Origin of the sequence: Streptomyces sp. NPDC001406, from assembly GCF_042895285.1 — a bacterium.
Classification (GTDB): Bacteria; Actinomycetota; Actinomycetes; order Streptomycetales; family Streptomycetaceae; genus Streptomyces.
Window position 1 is genome coordinate 516,285 of record NZ_JBIAWG010000004.1, and the last position, 14,131, is coordinate 530,415.

Sequence of the window (14,131 nt, forward strand, 5' to 3'; positions counted from 1 at the left end):
CTCCAATTCGTAGCGTTCCGGACATGAGCACTACTGCACAGCACAAGATCGGTTCGGGTTTCGGCGCCGACAGCACTGCCGAGGACGTCCTGCGGGGCATCGATCTGTCCGGACGCATCGCGATCGTCACCGGCGGCTACTCGGGCCTCGGTCTGGAGACCACCCGCGCGCTCACCGGTGCGGGCGCCCACGTCGTCGTACCGGCGCGGCGCCCGGACACGGCGCGAGAGGCGCTCGCGGGGATCGACGGTGTCGAGCTGGACGAGCTCGACCTCGGTGACCTGGACAGCGTGCGCGACTTCGCCGAGCGCTTTCTGGCCTCCGGGCGCCAGGTCGACTTCATGATCGACAACGCCGGGATCATGGCCTGTCCGGAGACCCGGGTCGGGCCCGGCTGGGAAGCGCAGTTCGCGACCAACCACCTCGGGCACTTCGCCCTGGTCAACCGGCTGTGGCCGGCCATCGCGCCCGGCGGCGCCCGGGTCGTCTCCGTCTCCTCCCGCGGCCACCACTTCTCCGGCATCCGCTGGGACGACATCAACTGGCGCCGGGGCTACGACAAGTGGGAGGCGTACGGCCAGGCGAAGACCGCGAACGTCCTGTTCGCCGTGCACCTCGACAAGCTGGGCCGGGACTTCGGCGTGCGGGCCTTCTCGCTGCACCCGGGCGGCATCATCACCCCGCTGCAGCGGCATCTGCCCCGTGCGGAGATGGTCGAGCGCGGCTGGATCGACGAGCAGGGCAACGTACTGAACCCCGAGGGCTTCAAGACCCCGCAGCAGGGTGCGGCCACCCAGGTGTGGGCGGCCACCTCGCCCCAGCTGGACGGCATGGGCGGGGTGTACCTGGAGGACTGCGACATCGCCGAGCCCGCCCCCGCGGACGGGGAGCGGAGCGGTGTGAAGGACTGGGCGACGGATCCGGAGCAGGCGGCCCGCCTGTGGGCGCTGTCGGCGGAGCTGACGAGGGTCAACGCCTTCGCCGGCTAGGCCGTCTTCACCGGTCGGGCCGCCTTTGCCACGGCCATGAACTCCCGGAGATCCGCGGTGAGTCGGCCGGCGTGCGTGGCGAACAGTCCGTGGCCCGCGTTCTCGTAGACCTTGAGCGTGGCGCCGGGCGCGAGCGCCGCGCTGCGCCGGCCGGTCGTTTCCAGGGGCGCGGAGACGTCGAGCGAACCGTGCAGGACCAGCACCGGCAGGTCGAGCTCGGCCAGTTCGGGAGCGACGTCCACGGTGGCGATCGTCTCCTGGACGGCGCTCGACGCCCGGGCCGTGGCGACCATGCAGCGGTCCTTGAGATGGCGGACGTGGGCGGGCGACAGGTCGACGCCGGGCCGGCCGAGGGCGAAGAAGTCCCGTACCGCGTCGGGGTCGTTGAAGAAGGCCGCCCGGTCCCGCAGGAAGGTCTCGGTCCCGGCGCGCATGACCTCCGGGTCCCAGCCGTCCGGGTTGCCGGCCGAGCGCACCACGCCGGGTGCGATGCCGGAGACGAGGGCGACGCGGGCCACCCGCCCGGCGCCGTGCCGGGTCAGACAGCGCACGATCTCCGCGGAGCCCAGCGAGTGGCCGATCAGGGTCACCGCGCGCAGATCCAGCCGGCCCAGGAGCGCGTGCAGGTCGTCGGCGAGGGTGTCGAGGTCGTAGCCGTCCCACACGTCGTCGGACCGCCCGTGCCCGCGCCGGTCCAGACCGACGCAGCGGTGGCCCTCCCGCGCCAGCGGCAGCATCTGCTGCTCCCACATCTCGGTCCCGAGGTAGGCGCTGTTGACGAACACGGCGACCGGGCCGTCGGCCGGGCCGTAGTCGACGTAGTGCAGGCGCGTGCCGTCGGCGGGGCTGTCGAAGTACGGCATGGGACGTCCTCCTGGAATCCGCTGGTCGAGCGGTTGACTGGGTACGTCGTCCATGCTCGCGGGAGGGGCGGCGGGGGTCGATTACCTCGGAGGTCAAGGGGCGGGCCCCGACGCGGAGTTCAGTCGGTGGGCTCGTCCGGTACGGGGTGCTCGGGGTGCACCGCCCCCGAGCGCGGTGCGCCCCGCCGCCCCGTACCCGCCTCGTCGGTGTCGGGAACGTCCTCCCCGGCGCGGTCGCCGGTCGGCTCCTTCGGGGCGGCCTCCCACGGGTCCTCCCCGGTGCGGGTCTGCTGGTCCTGCATGTCACGCGGAACGGCCCCGCGGTGGCGGCGGTCGGCCACGACACACTCCCCTCGCGTCGGTTCGAGCGGTACGCGAGTACCGCGTGGGCGGGCTGCCAAACGTGCGGGGAGCCGGGATCAGGGTCACGCCGTCGCGTCCGTCCGGCCGCTCGGCGTTGGGCCCCGGGCCGTACGGACGGGCCCGATCCGCGGCGCGGCGCGCGGCCTCGGTGCGGCCGGGAACCTCGTCGGCGACGTCGGGCGAGGTCTCCGTCCGCACCGGCATGACCCGTGCGCCGACGGCCCGGCACGCGTCGGCGAGCCCGACGGCCCGGGCCACCACGTCGGCGGCCTGATGGGGGTGCTCGGGGCGGCCGGTGTGCCCGCCTGCGGGGCGATCCGTACGCGCGGCCCAGCCGGACTGCCCGGTCACGGCCCCGGTACGGCACCCGTCCCGGTCCACGGGACCTCGGCGGCCGGCAGACCGGGCGCGATGGCCGGCCCGAACCGGCTCCTCCCCCGGAGGGTCAGTGCGGCGCCCGTTCCTGGAGTGCCGCTCGCCAGGCCGGGAGGCGGTCCTCGGTCGCCGGCTGTGCGCGGTGGCCGCCGCGGGCGAAGAAGTCGGCCAGGGGCAGGATCGCCGCGCCGACGGTGACCGCGTCGGGGCCGAGGCGGCCCAGGTCGATGGTCACCTTCTCGGCCGGGTGACGCAGCGCGTACGTGGTCGCGTGGCGGCGCACGGCGGGCAGGAAGCGGGCGCCGAGCTGGAGTCCGGCCCAGCCGCCGATCAGGATCCGCTCGGGCTGGAACAGGTTGATCAGGTCCGAGAGGCCGGCCCCGAGATACTCGGCGGTCTCTTCGAGGACGGCGAGCGCCACCGGATCCTCGGCCGTGCCCTCGGGCGGATACGCGGCGGCCAGCATCGCGGTGAGCGCGGTCTCCTCGTCGGTGCCCTCCGGCGGCCGCCCGCCCTCCTCCTCCCATCGTTCGAGCAGGGACTCGGCGCCCGCGTAGGCCTCCAGACAGCCGAGCGCGCCGCAGCGGCAGCGCCGCCCCCGGACCCGTACCGTCAGATGCCCCCACTCGACGGCCCGCCCGTGCTCCACCTCGGGGGTGACGAGGCAGGCGCCGACGCCGGAGCCGAAGAGCACCACGACCGCGTTGCGGGCGCCGCGGCCCGCGCCGAACCACATCTCCGCCTGGCCGAGGGTCTTGGCGCCGTTGTCGATGAAGTACGGGACAGTGCCGGGCAGTTGGGAGCCGGAGCGGAGCAGCTCCTCCAGCGGTACGGCGTCCCAGCCGATCGTCTGCCCATGCACGACGGCACCCCGGTCCGCGGTGTGCTCGACGATGCCGGGGACGCCGACGCCGACGCCGAGCAGCCGTTCGGGATCGGTTCCGGCCTCGGCGAGGACCTCGGTGACGCCGTCGCGGATATGGCCGACGACGACCTCGACGTCGTACCGCTGCGGCTCCAACGGCCGTTCGACGCGGGCGAGTTCGGTGAGGGTGAGGTCGAACAGCTCGACGCGGACCCGGGTCTCGCCGACGTCCACGCCGATCATGTGCCCGCTGTGCGGAGCGACCCGCAGCAGGGTGCGGGGGCGGCCGCCGTCGGAGTCGACGCTGCCGGCCTCCTCGACCAGTCCGTCGGCGATCAGATCCGCGACGACGTTGCTCACCGAGCCGGAGCTCAGGCCGGTCGCCGGACCGAGTTCGAAGCGGCTGAGCGGCCCGTCGAAGTACAGCCGTTGCAGCACGGCCGTGCGGTTGCCCCGCCTGAGGTCGCGTACCGTGCGCCCGTTCCGCCCCGCCATGTGGCTCCCTTCGAACCCTGCCCGACCTGCAACATACCTCTGCTTGTGGGCTCGGCGCGACATTCGTCCAACCCTTAGTTCACGCTATGAGCTAAGCGGGCCGGGTGAACTCGCCGATCTCGTCCAGCGCGGCGACCAGCTCCGGGGCCACCGCCTTGCGCAGCCGGCGGTCGTGCTCCTCCCCCAAGGCCCGCGGAATCGTCTCGACGAGCATGATCAGGTAGAGGTGGGCGCGGTAGAGGGCGAGGCGGAGGCGGGCCGCGGTGTCGAACTCGGCGCGGCCCCCGGCCTCCCGGTGGCCGGCCAGGAACGCCTCGTCCTTCCTGATGTCCCCGAGCAGCGCGAGGGAGACGAAGTCGGCGAGCGGATCGCCCCAGAACATGCGCTCGCCGTCGATCAGTCCGCCGATGCGGGCCTCCCCCGCCGTGCGGTCGACCAGGATGTTGCCGTCCCACAGGTCGAAGTGGACGGCGCGCGGGACGGCGACCTCGTCGAGTGCTTCGTACGCGGCCCGGGTGGTACGGGCCACCGCGTCGGCCGGGCGGGGCAGCCAGGCCCCGTAGCGGCGGGCGTCGTCGAGCACGGCGTCGAGCATCCCGGTGAACGCGGTCCGCCAGTCCGGGGCGAGCGGGCCCAGCGCACCGGACGGACAACCGAAGCCGCCGGGCCCGGCAACCTGGTGCAGCCGGGCCGTCCGACGGCCCAACTCCCTTCGTAGTAGGACCCGTTCGGCCTCCGTCACCGTGCCGTCCCAGGGTTCGCCTGGGCAGGCGGTCATCAGCAGATGGGGTGCGTCGCCGTCGGCGCCGAAGGACACCGCGCGCGGTGCCGGTACGCCGGCCTCGCCGGCGGCGCGGCAGAACTCCGCCTCGGAGACGAGGAGCCGGGACTCGTACCGCAGACCGGGTGCGGTCGGCGCGATCTTCAGCACGTAACGGCTGCCGTCGGTGAGCCGCAGTTCCGTCACGGAGTTGTACGTGCCACCGCCCAGCGGGCGCACTCCGGCGAGCCGCTCGGGAGGGATGCGTGCCTCGTCCAGGATCCGCCCGGCCCGTTCCCAGAAGTCCGCCATCGTGCGCCCGCCCCTCCCGTCGCTCGACGTATCGGTACAGGGTACGGAAGGCCTCACGGCGGGCCGGGCGGCCGACCGTCGCCGACGCTCGCCGACGCTCGCCGACGGAAGGATACGGCCCTCGGAGCAGGGGCTTTTTCTTCCGCGTCCGGTACGTTCGACGCCTCCAGCGAACGGGAACAGGCCAAGGGATGCAAGAGGAACGGAAGTGGACGGCGGGGGCGGCGCGGCTCCTGAGGCGTCACCGGGACCCCGTGGTCGTACAGGCGCTGCGCTCGGCCGCCGCGGCGACGATCGCGTATGTCCTCGCGCTGCGGCTGAGCCCCGAGCCCGCGCCGCTCACCGCGCCCCTGACCGCCCTGCTGGTCGTCCAGGTGACCCTGTACGCCACGCTCAAGAACGGCATCCGCCGGGTGAACTCGGTGGTGGCGGGCGTTCTCGTCGCCATCGCCTTCAGCCTGCTGGTGGGGCTGACCTGGTGGAGTCTCGCGCTGCTGATCGTGGCCTCGCTGGCCGTGGGCCATCTGGTGCGCGTCGACGAGTACGTGCCCGAGGTGGCCATCAGCGCCATGCTGGTGCTCGGGGTCACGACCGTCGGGAACACGGCGTGGGCCCGGGTGGTGGAGACACTGATCGGGGCGGCAGTGGGCATGGCCTGCAATCTGCTGCTGCCACCCCCGGTGTGGGTGGACGAGGCCGGGGAGTCGATCGAGGGCCTGGCGCGGCGGGTGCGGCAGCTGATGCTGCGGATGGGCGAGGAGGCCGCCGGCCGCACTCCGGTGGAGGTGGCGGCGGCCCGGCTGCACGAGGCGCGCCGGCTCGACCACGACATCGTCGAGGTGGACGCGGCCCTGCGGCAGGCCGAGGACAGTCTGCGGCTCAATCCGCGCGTCAAGGAGGGCCTGCTGCGCCGGGTGGTGCTGCGGACCGGCCTGGACACGCTGGAGATCTGCACGGTCGTGATGCGGGTGCTGGCCCGCACCTTCACCGATCTGACCAAGGCCCGCGACCCCGAGCCGCTGTTCGCGTCGGAGGCGGGCGCGACCGTCGAGGAACTGCTGTCCGAGATCGGCGACGCCGTGGTCAGCTTCGCGGTGCTGGTCACCACCGACCTCAGCCGCAACGCGGACGCGGCGGAGGCGCGGCTGAGCGCGGAGCTGCACGCGGCGGCGGCCACCCGCGACAAGCTGGCCCTGCTGCTGCGGGACGAGGTCGAGCGCGACAGCCGGCACTGGCAGTTGCACGGCGCCGTCCTGACCGAGGTGAACCGGATGATCGACGAACTCGACACCGAGCACCGCTCACGCCGTCTGCTGGAGGAACTGGACCGTGTCTCCGGTGAGCAGCGCGCAAAGCTGCCCCGTCTGACCTGGCTGCGGGAGCGGGTGGGCGTACCCGAGAAGCTGCGCCGGAACCGGCCGGGTGCCGACGGGCGTTCTCGCTGACGGGACACCTGGGTCATCGAAGGGGGACACGCGGATGAGTGACACGGCCGTACGGATCGACGGGAACACGCTGCGGCTGCCGGGCGGTGTGGCGGTGAGGTTCGTGCGCACGCTGCGGCTGCCCGAGACGGGTACGCATCCGCTGCCGCCGGGCCTGGGCGAGTTTCCCGTCCGGCGGGTGGCCGACTTCCCGGACACGGTGCCGGCGCAGTGGCGGGCCCGGGGCGGCGTGATGCTGCCGGTGTATCTGCGCGAGGCGATGTGGCTGAGTTTCGCGGGCACGACGGAACCGGCCGCGCTGCAGGTCGGGGTCGGCAAGGTGTGCGCCGTGTCCGGCAAGCGGTGGAGCGACCGGCTGTCCCGCAGGCCGCAGAACTATGTCGTACTGCCCCGGCAGCCCTGGCTGGACGGCATCAACTCCGGGAAGGGCACGGTCCGCCAGTTCGTGGCCGTGCCGCTCGGGCTGGGTGCGACGGTGGAGGGGCAGGTCACGGGCGAGGAGGTGTGGGGCGGTGTCCAGCTGCAGTCGTTCCCGCTGCGGGACGAGCCGCTCGCCGAGTGGCGCAGGCAGGAGCGGATCCGCCGGGAGCGGCTGAGCAGGGCCACGGCGGTCGGCGGATACGGCACCGCCATGCCCATGTCCGCGCCGGCGCCCGGCGCACCGCCCGCCCCCGGCGCGGTACCGGCGCCCGTGGGCGCGCCGCGTTCTCCCATGGCCGCCGTCATGGGGCTCGGCGTCGGAGGTTCGATGCGCCAGGAGGTCTACCAGGACGACCGGAAGCTCAAGGAGTGGGCCGAGAAGCCGGCCGGGCGGGTGTTCGTGCATCTGGTGACGCCGCCCGAGTGGCGCCGCATCACGGGCGAGGCTCCGCCGCCGTCGCCGGTCGACCGGGCGGCGTACACCCGCGCGGGACTCCCCTGGTACGACTACTACGACCAGGACGGCGAGGACCTCGCCCCCACGGATGCCCTCGGCGCGGTCAAGCCGGTCGGCGACTGGCTCGGGGACGATCTGGAGCCCTGGCAGGAGCCCACCCCCGGCCAGGTGAAGCCGCTGAAGGACGCGCCGGGCGAGCCGGTGGAGGACGGCGAGTGGTAGACACCGGGTCTCATTGCACCCTGCCTCTCATTGCACCCTGCGCAACGCTGATTGCCGTTCTTGCGTTCGACCGCGGGTCCACGCCAAGGTGGCTGTCACGACCGAGGCAGCCGACGACCTGAGGGTGCGGGCATGGACAGTGGTGCGCAAGCGGCGGGCGGCGGCTGGAGCCGGCGCCGGTTCGTCGGGGCCCTGGCGGGAACCGCGGTGGTGGTCGCCGTCCCGGCACCGGCGGCTCCGCGGGCGAGCGCACCCGAGACTCCCGGGACCGGCGCGTCCGACGCTTCTCGGACGGGCGCGCCGGAGGCACGGCAATCGGCGCCCGCCGAGGCCACCCGGACACCGTCCCGCCCGCACCCCCTCTACCTGGGCACCTACACCTCGGCACAGGGCGGCGGCACCGGCATCGGGCTGGCCACGTACGACCCGGCGACGGGTGCGATCACCGGCGCCGGCACGCTCGCCGGCGTCGCCGACCCGTCGTATCTCGCCGTGCATCCGAACGGCCGCACCCTGTACGCGGTGAACGAGCGCACGGACGGGGGCGTGACCGCGGTCCGCCTGGCCGACCGGCGGATCCTCGGCAGCCGGAGCACCGGCGGCGCGGCGCCCTGTCATCTGTCCGTCCACCCTTCCGGGCGGTGGCTGCTGAGCGCCAACTACGGGTCGGGCAGCGTGGCCGTGCACCCGATCGACTCCTCGGGCGCCCTCGGGGAGCACACCGAGGTGGTCACGCACTCCAGCCCGGCGCCCGGTCCCGGGCAACAGGGGCCCCACGCGCACCAGTTCGCCACCAGCCCCGACGAAGGTCATGTCCTCGCCGTCGACCTGGGCACCGACACCGTCTACAGCTACCGTCTCGATCCGGCGAAGGGCACGCTCACCGAGGTCGCCCGGGCCGGGACACGGCCGGGCGCGGGCCCGCGCCACCTCACCTTCCACCCGGGCGGCCGGTACGCCTATCTGGCCAACGAGGTGGACAACACGGTCGCGGTGTGTGGCTATGACCCGGGCACCGGCCGCCTGACGATCGGCGAGGCGCAGTCCACGGGCACCGGCGGGGGCACCAGCTACCCGGCGCAGATCCTGGTGACCGCGAAGGGCTCGTACGCCTACCTCGCCAACCGCGGTCACAACAGCCTCACGCGCTACGCCGTCGAGGCGGACGGGGCCCGGCTCCGGTTGCTCGACACCGTGCCGGTGTCCGGCGACTTCCCGCGGCAGATCGCCTTCTCGCCGGACGGACGGCTGCTGTTCGCGGCGAACCAGCGCTCCGGCACGGTCAGCGTCTTCCATGTGGACACGGACAGCGGTGAACTGCGGCTCGCGGGCGAGCCGTTCTCCTCATCGGTCGCCGTCTGCGCGCTGCCGCTGTAGCGAGCGGGGGCAGGAGGCCGCGCTCGCCTGCGCCAGCAGGGTGTGCATGCGTTCGCTCAGCTGCCCCACGTCATCGGCGGGCGCGTGGAACGGCAGGCGCACGTCGCCGTGGGTGCGGGCGCGCTCGATGCGCAGGGTCAGCCCGTGCCGGTCCACGGCCAGGGGCTGGACGCGGACCGCCGCGTGCAGACTGTCGGGCTCGACCAGGCGGGTGAGGCGTTCGACGGCGTCCGGATGGGCGTCGGCGAGGTGGGTCAGCAGCTGGGCCTCGGCGGTGGCCAGCGGGTCGGGCGCGGCGGCGGTGAACTCGTCGAGGCCGACGACCACGGAGCCGGAGGGCCTGCGCAGGACGACCCGGGTGGGCCGGAAGGCGAGCCGGCCGTCCTCGACGGCGAACCAGCCGGCGAGCCAGAGCCGTGCGCGGATCCGGCTGCGCACCGGGACGGGCGCGACGTCGGCGCACTCCAGCACGGCCGAGGGCTCCCCGCGTGGTGCGCAGATCGCGGCCGCGAGCAGGGCGCTGTCCTCGGGGACGTGCAGGATCACCCGGCCGTCCACGGTCACCGTGTGCGCGCCGACGAACTCCTGACGGCCGCCCTCCGCGGTCACCGCGCAGGACCACGCGGCGGCGAGCACCGAACGCGCCTGCTGTGCCGCCCCGGGCGCGGCCGTCCAGGCCTGGCTGTCACCCATCCCGAAACCTCCTTATTAGGTAAGCCTTGCCTAACCTACCGAAGATCGGGGTGCACGCCAACCGGGCCGCTCGGGCCCGCACCGTCAGGCGATGACTCCCAGCAGCGCCCGTGCGCACAGATCCCGGACCTGGTCCCGGGTCAGGTCCGAGCCCCGCAGCCACTCCAGGCACACGGCCGTGGTGAAGGCCAGCCAGCCGCGGACCGCGAGCCGCACCTCGGGGCGCGCCTCGAACAGCGGCCCGAACTCCGGGTCCGCGGACAGGGCCGCCAGGATCTGTTGCTCCTGGGCGGCCAGAGCCCGCTGATAGACCCGCCGTACCGCCTGGTCGCCGGCCGCGTCGGCGCGATGGAAGGCCCGGTAGCCGTGGGCGTGCGCCTCGACGTACTGCAGATAGGTGTCGAGACCGGCGGTGAGCTGCTCGCGCACCGGCACCCCGGGCACCGCCGCCGTCATGCGCAGCATCCGCTCGCTCTCGCGCTCGACGACCGCCGCGAAGAAGTCCCGTTTCGTCGGGAAGTAGTGGTACAGCAGCCCCCGGGAGACCCCGGCGATCTCGGCGACCTGCTCGATCCACACGTCGTCGTAGGGGCTCTCGGAGAACAGTCTGGCCCCGACCGACAGGAGCTGCTCCCGGCGCTCCCCGGTGCTGAGTCTGCGGCGGGTGCGCTCGCCCCGGTTCGCGGCCATGTCCGCACTTTACTTGACGCAGGTTCAACAAGGGGACCAGACTGAAACCCGCTATTGAACCCACGTACAACACGGGCACCGCAGCTCAACCTGCCGCTGGCTCAAGGGAGATCGCGTCATGGCGGAGACGGACATGTCGACGACGGCCGGGGAAGCACTGCCCAGGGGCTTCCGCGGCGCCGAGCAGGGCTGGCCCGAGCTGCACCGCATTCCGCATCCGCCGCGCCGGGTCCCGCTGCTGGGCGATGTGCTAGGTGTCGACCGGCGCACTCCCGTGCAGGATTCGCTGCGTTACGCCCGTGAGCTGGGCCCGGTCTTCCGGCGCAAGGCCTTCGGCAAGGAGTTCGTGTTCGTGTGGGGCGCCCGCCTCACGGCCGACATCTCGGACGAGTCGCGGTTCGCCAAGCATGTGGGCCTCGGGGTCGCCAATCTCCGCCCGGTCGCCGGGGACGGGCTGTTCACGGCGTACAACCACGAGCCCAACTGGCAGCTGGCGCACGACGTCCTGGCCCCCGCCTTCAGCCGCGAGGCCATGGAGGGCTACCACCCCATGATGCTGGCCGTGGCCGGGCGGCTGACCGACCACTGGGACCGGGAGCTGGCCGCGGGCCGCGCCGTGGACGTGCCCGGCGACATGACCAAGCTGACCCTCGAGACGATCGCCCGCACCGGCTTCGGGCACGACTTCGGGTCGTTCGAGCGTGACCGGCTGCATCCCTTCGTGACCGCGATGGTGGGCACGCTCACCTACGCCCAGCGGCTGAACACCGTGCCCGCGCCGCTGGTCCGGCTGCTGCTGCGGCGGGCCGGCCGGCACAACGCCGCCGACATCGCCTACCTCAACCGCACCGTCGACGATCTCGTACGGGCCCGGCGCCGATCCGGCAGCGGGGACGGGGACCTGCTCGACCGGATGCTCGACACCGCGCATCCGGAGAGCGGGGAGCGGCTGTCGCCGGAGAACGTCCGGCGCCAGGTGATCACCTTCCTGGTGGCCGGGCACGAGACCACCTCCGGCGCGCTGTCCTTCGCCCTGCACTACCTCTCCCGGCACCCCGACGTCGCCGCCCGGGCCCGCGCCGAGGTGGACCGGGTCTGGGGCGACACCCCGGCGCCCGGATACGACCAGGTCGCCAAGTTGCGGTATGTGCGCCGGGTGCTCGACGAATCGCTGCGGCTGTGGCCGACCGCGCCCGCCTACGCCCGTGAGGCACGGCAGGACACGGTGCTGGCCGGGGAGCATCCGATGCGGCGGGGCGCGTGGGCACTGGTGCTGACACCGATGCTGCACCGCGATCCCGAGGTGTGGGGCGCGGATGCCGAGGAGTTCGATCCGGACCGGTTCGACGCGAAGGCCGTACGCGGGCGTGCGCCGCACACCTTCAAACCGTTCGGCACCGGGGCGCGGGCCTGCATCGGCCGGCAGTTCGCGCTGCACGAGGCGACCCTGGTCCTCGGTCTGCTGCTGCGCCGCTACGACCTCGTGTCCGACCCGGACTACCGGCTGCGGGTCATCGAGCGGCTGACGCTGATGCCGGAGGGGCTGCGACTGCGTCTGGAGCGCCGCCCGGCGCCCGCGCCGGCCGCGCCGGTGACCGTCCCCGAGGCCCCGGCGTCAGAGCCGCGCTGCCCAGTGCACGGGATGGGCGACTGACTTCGGCAGTCGGGTCCCGGCGCTTCCCCGGGCCGCGTTGAGCTGCGGCTGGGTCAGGAAGAACGCGCCGGTCAGATCGGCGTCCGTGAGATCGGCGTCGCGCAGGTCGGCGCCGATCAGGTCCGCGCAGCGCAGATCGGCGCCGGTGAGGTCGGCCGCGATGAGGTAGGCACCGCGCAGGCCGGCGCCGCGCAGGTCGGCCCCCTTGAGCCGGGCGCCCATGAGGTCGGCGCCCCGACGGTCCTTCTTCTTGCCGCGGACGCCCGCCCGCACCAGTTCGCTGGTGCGCAGCAGCAGGACGTTCACCTCCTGCCGGTGGGCGGCCACGTCGAACACGGCCAGTTCCCCGGGGCCCTGCCCGGTGAGCCGCTCGGTCTTCTCCAGGGCCGCGCGCAGCTCGGCGTGGACGGGGCGGGCCGCGGGCAGGCCCAGCGCCTCGGTGAGATACCAGAGGAGTTCATGGAGCTGCCGTACGACGGGGAACACGTCGAACATCTGGCGGGCGTGCTCCTTGGAACCGCCACGCCAGTCCTGTCCGCCGAAGACGACCTGCGAGACCTGCTGACCGGCGCCGAAGCAGTCGTAGACCGTGCAGCCGGCGAAGCCCTTCTTTCTCAGGTCGGCATGAATGCCGCACCCGTGGTCGTCCTGGAGGTTCCGGCAGGGCTTCCCGGCGGGCTTGTCGACCGCGAAGTCCGCCGAGGCGGCGAAGGGCAGGGCGACACAGCACAGCCCGAAGCAACGCGCGCAGTCGCCACGCAGTTCGGGCCGGCCGGCTATCTCGTCTGACATACGCCCAGCCTACTGACCTGCGGAACCACCCCTGCCCGCGCAGGCCCGACTCCCCCGCGGGGAACGGAAACTCACCGATGAGTTTCCGGCCCTGTGGGGGTCTTCTCATACAACGGAAAACAAGCTCGGCTAACACAGAAGGAGCACCCCGCACAGGCAGGAGCCGACCGAACCGAGGAGACGGACCATGTGCAGCCACCAGCCCCCGTGCCCCACCGCCGACCTGCCCGACCACCACGCGGCCGTCATCGTGTCGGCCCACCCCGAGCAGGGCTGGAGCCTGCTGTGCAACGGCACCATCGTCTTCGACGACACCGGCGAACTCCTCCCCGACGGACGGGCCGTGGACCCGCACCGTGCCCTCGGCCCACTGGTCGTGGCCGCCTGAGCCTCACTCCTTGAGTGCGGGCAGTTCGAGCCGGGCGAGTCGGTCGGGGTCGGCCAGGATGTACATCCCGGTGATCTTCCCGTCGGCGACGGTGAGGGACGCGACCGCCATCGGCTTGCCCTCCGGCGCGGTGACGAGTCCCAGGGAGCCGTTGACCAGTGCGAGCCGGGCGAATCCGGCGAACTGCGAGAACATGGCCGCCTGTTCGGCCACCGCCCTGGCCCCGTGCACGACCTTGGACGCGGCCGCACCGCGCACCAGGGCGCCCGCGTCGGCGCGCAGGACCACGTCCGGGTGGAGCACGGCGACGAGCGCCTCGAAGTCGCCGCCGCGGGAGGCGGCGAGGAAGGCCTCGACCACCTCGCGCTGCCGCCCGAGGTCCGGATCGGCCGGCGGGGTGGCGCCCTGGACCCGGCGACGGGCCCGGCTGGCCAGCTGCCGGGTCGCGGCCGAGGTGCGTTCCACGACGGGCGCGATGTCGTCGAACGGCACCGCGAACATGTCGTGCAGGACGAACGCCAGGCGCTCGGCGGGTTCCAGCGTCTCCAGGACGACCAGGAGGGCCACGCCGACCGAGTCGGCCTGGAGCACCTCCTGCTCGGGGTCGATCTGCGACAGCGGCCGGATCACCGGGTCCGGGACGAACGTGTCGTCCATCGGCTCCTCGCGGCGGGCGCCGCGCGAGCGCAGCAGGTCGAGGCAGACCCGCCCGACCACGGTGGTCAGCCAGCCGCCGAGATTCCTGATCTCGTCCGGGTCGGTGCGGCCGAGTCTGAACCAGGCCTCCTGGACCGCGTCCTCGGCCTCCGCGAGCGAACCCAGCATCCGGTAGGCCACCGCGCGCAGATGCCCGCGGTGTTCCTCGAAGCGGTCGGCCAGGAGTTCCTCGTCGTTCATTCCGTCCCCGTTCGGTTGGCCGCGCTCGCCCGCTGCAGGCATGGGCTGAAGCCGACTGATCTTCGGCTCGGTCA

The 14,131-nt window shown here is 73.2% G+C and carries 14 protein-coding genes; 6 read left to right on the plus strand and 8 right to left on the minus strand.

Annotation, left to right across the window (positions count from 1 at the left end; translation table 11 throughout):
- The first annotated feature begins 23 nt into the window (after nt 1–23).
- Nucleotides 24–989 carry an SDR family NAD(P)-dependent oxidoreductase gene (locus tag ACFY1J_RS12635; protein WP_390705822.1) on the plus strand — a complete coding sequence of 322 codons (966 nt, stop codon included), beginning with the start codon at nt 24–26 and terminating at the stop codon, nt 987–989.
- Here ACFY1J_RS12635 and ACFY1J_RS12640 read toward each other — a convergent pair.
- The 4 genes from ACFY1J_RS12640 to ACFY1J_RS12655 all read right to left on the minus strand — a co-directional run bounded on the left by ACFY1J_RS12640 (nt 986) and on the right by ACFY1J_RS12655 (nt 5,022).
- Entirely contained in the window at nt 986–1,852 is an 867-nt protein-coding gene (locus ACFY1J_RS12640; protein ID WP_390731197.1) for an alpha/beta fold hydrolase, read from the minus strand. The genes ACFY1J_RS12635 and ACFY1J_RS12640 overlap by 4 nt on opposite strands.
- A gap of 119 nt (nt 1,853–1,971) precedes the next feature.
- A complete protein-coding gene (locus ACFY1J_RS12645; protein ID WP_390705820.1) occupies nt 1,972–2,193 on the minus strand; it encodes a hypothetical protein in 222 nt (73 codons plus the stop codon).
- A gap of 467 nt (nt 2,194–2,660) precedes the next feature.
- On the minus strand, nt 2,661–3,950 hold the full coding sequence (locus tag ACFY1J_RS12650; protein WP_390705819.1) for an ROK family protein: 1,290 nt from the start codon (nt 3,948–3,950) through the stop codon (nt 2,661–2,663).
- 91 nt (nt 3,951–4,041) lie between these two features.
- Complete coding sequence (locus ACFY1J_RS12655) at nt 4,042–5,022, minus strand: phosphotransferase family protein (protein ID WP_390705818.1); 981 nt, start codon at nt 5,020–5,022, stop codon at nt 4,042–4,044.
- A 191-nt stretch (nt 5,023–5,213) separates the two neighbouring features.
- On the opposite strand from ACFY1J_RS12655, the gene ACFY1J_RS12660 reads away from it, so the two are divergent.
- The 3 genes from ACFY1J_RS12660 (at nt 5,214) to ACFY1J_RS12670 (ending at nt 8,943) form a co-directional block, all read left to right on the plus strand.
- On the plus strand, nt 5,214–6,467 hold the full coding sequence (locus ACFY1J_RS12660; RefSeq protein WP_390705817.1) for an aromatic acid exporter family protein: 1,254 nt from the start codon (nt 5,214–5,216) through the stop codon (nt 6,465–6,467).
- 34 nt (nt 6,468–6,501) lie between these two features.
- Nucleotides 6,502–7,566, plus strand: coding sequence for a hypothetical protein (locus tag ACFY1J_RS12665; RefSeq protein ID WP_390705816.1), 1,065 nt, complete (start codon nt 6,502–6,504; stop codon nt 7,564–7,566).
- A 132-nt stretch (nt 7,567–7,698) separates the two neighbouring features.
- Entirely contained in the window at nt 7,699–8,943 is a 1,245-nt protein-coding gene (locus ACFY1J_RS12670; RefSeq protein ID WP_390731198.1) for a lactonase family protein, read from the plus strand.
- Here ACFY1J_RS12670 and ACFY1J_RS12675 read toward each other — a convergent pair.
- Entirely contained in the window at nt 8,911–9,636 is a 726-nt protein-coding gene (locus ACFY1J_RS12675) for a DUF2470 domain-containing protein (RefSeq protein ID WP_390731199.1), read from the minus strand. The genes ACFY1J_RS12670 and ACFY1J_RS12675 overlap by 33 nt on opposite strands.
- Before the next feature lie 84 nt (nt 9,637–9,720).
- The gene (locus tag ACFY1J_RS12680) at nt 9,721–10,326 is read right to left on the minus strand and encodes a TetR/AcrR family transcriptional regulator (RefSeq protein WP_390705813.1); all 606 of its coding nucleotides are present in this window, start codon (nt 10,324–10,326) and stop codon (nt 9,721–9,723) included.
- 118 nt (nt 10,327–10,444) lie between these two features.
- On the opposite strand from ACFY1J_RS12680, the gene ACFY1J_RS12685 reads away from it, so the two are divergent.
- Entirely contained in the window at nt 10,445–11,980 is a 1,536-nt protein-coding gene (locus tag ACFY1J_RS12685; protein WP_390705812.1) for a cytochrome P450, read from the plus strand.
- On the opposite strand, the gene ACFY1J_RS12690 is transcribed toward ACFY1J_RS12685, so the two are convergent.
- Nucleotides 11,942–12,772 carry a pentapeptide repeat-containing protein gene (locus tag ACFY1J_RS12690; protein WP_390705811.1) on the minus strand — a complete coding sequence of 277 codons (831 nt, stop codon included), beginning with the start codon at nt 12,770–12,772 and terminating at the stop codon, nt 11,942–11,944. The two genes, ACFY1J_RS12685 and ACFY1J_RS12690, sit on opposite strands and share 39 nt — an antisense overlap.
- 187 nt (nt 12,773–12,959) lie before the next feature.
- Here ACFY1J_RS12690 and ACFY1J_RS12695 point away from each other — a divergent pair, with 187 nt between their 5' ends.
- The gene (locus ACFY1J_RS12695; protein ID WP_390705810.1) at nt 12,960–13,160 is read left to right on the plus strand and encodes a DUF5999 family protein; all 201 of its coding nucleotides are present in this window, start codon (nt 12,960–12,962) and stop codon (nt 13,158–13,160) included.
- A 3-nt stretch (nt 13,161–13,163) separates the two neighbouring features.
- Here the strand turns inward: ACFY1J_RS12695 and sigJ are convergent, their stop codons facing one another.
- Nucleotides 13,164–14,057, minus strand: a complete 894-nt coding sequence (gene sigJ / locus ACFY1J_RS12700) for an RNA polymerase sigma factor SigJ (protein ID WP_390706243.1) — start codon at nt 14,055–14,057, stop codon at nt 13,164–13,166.
- Between the last annotated feature and the right edge of the window lie 74 nt (nt 14,058–14,131).

Excerpts from the sequence above, each read along its gene's own strand:
- ACFY1J_RS12635 (WP_390705822.1), top strand. The coding sequence starts at position 24 with ATGAGCACTACTGCACAGCACAAGATCGGTTCGGGTTTCGGCGCCGAC.
- ACFY1J_RS12640 (WP_390731197.1), bottom strand. The coding sequence starts at position 1,852 with ATGCCGTACTTCGACAGCCCCGCCGACGGCACGCGCCTGCACTACGTC.
- ACFY1J_RS12650 (WP_390705819.1), bottom strand. The coding sequence starts at position 3,950 with ATGGCGGGGCGGAACGGGCGCACGGTACGCGACCTCAGGCGGGGCAAC.
- ACFY1J_RS12655 (WP_390705818.1), bottom strand. The coding sequence starts at position 5,022 with ATGGCGGACTTCTGGGAACGGGCCGGGCGGATCCTGGACGAGGCACGC.
- ACFY1J_RS12660 (WP_390705817.1), top strand. The coding sequence starts at position 5,214 with ATGCAAGAGGAACGGAAGTGGACGGCGGGGGCGGCGCGGCTCCTGAGG.
- ACFY1J_RS12665 (WP_390705816.1), top strand. The coding sequence starts at position 6,502 with ATGAGTGACACGGCCGTACGGATCGACGGGAACACGCTGCGGCTGCCG.
- ACFY1J_RS12670 (WP_390731198.1), top strand. The coding sequence starts at position 7,699 with ATGGACAGTGGTGCGCAAGCGGCGGGCGGCGGCTGGAGCCGGCGCCGG.
- ACFY1J_RS12675 (WP_390731199.1), bottom strand. The coding sequence starts at position 9,636 with ATGGGTGACAGCCAGGCCTGGACGGCCGCGCCCGGGGCGGCACAGCAG.
- ACFY1J_RS12680 (WP_390705813.1), bottom strand. The coding sequence starts at position 10,326 with ATGGCCGCGAACCGGGGCGAGCGCACCCGCCGCAGACTCAGCACCGGG.
- ACFY1J_RS12685 (WP_390705812.1), top strand. The coding sequence starts at position 10,445 with ATGGCGGAGACGGACATGTCGACGACGGCCGGGGAAGCACTGCCCAGG.
- ACFY1J_RS12690 (WP_390705811.1), bottom strand. The coding sequence starts at position 12,772 with ATGTCAGACGAGATAGCCGGCCGGCCCGAACTGCGTGGCGACTGCGCG.
- ACFY1J_RS12695 (WP_390705810.1), top strand. The coding sequence starts at position 12,960 with ATGTGCAGCCACCAGCCCCCGTGCCCCACCGCCGACCTGCCCGACCAC.
- sigJ (WP_390706243.1), bottom strand. The coding sequence starts at position 14,057 with ATGAACGACGAGGAACTCCTGGCCGACCGCTTCGAGGAACACCGCGGG.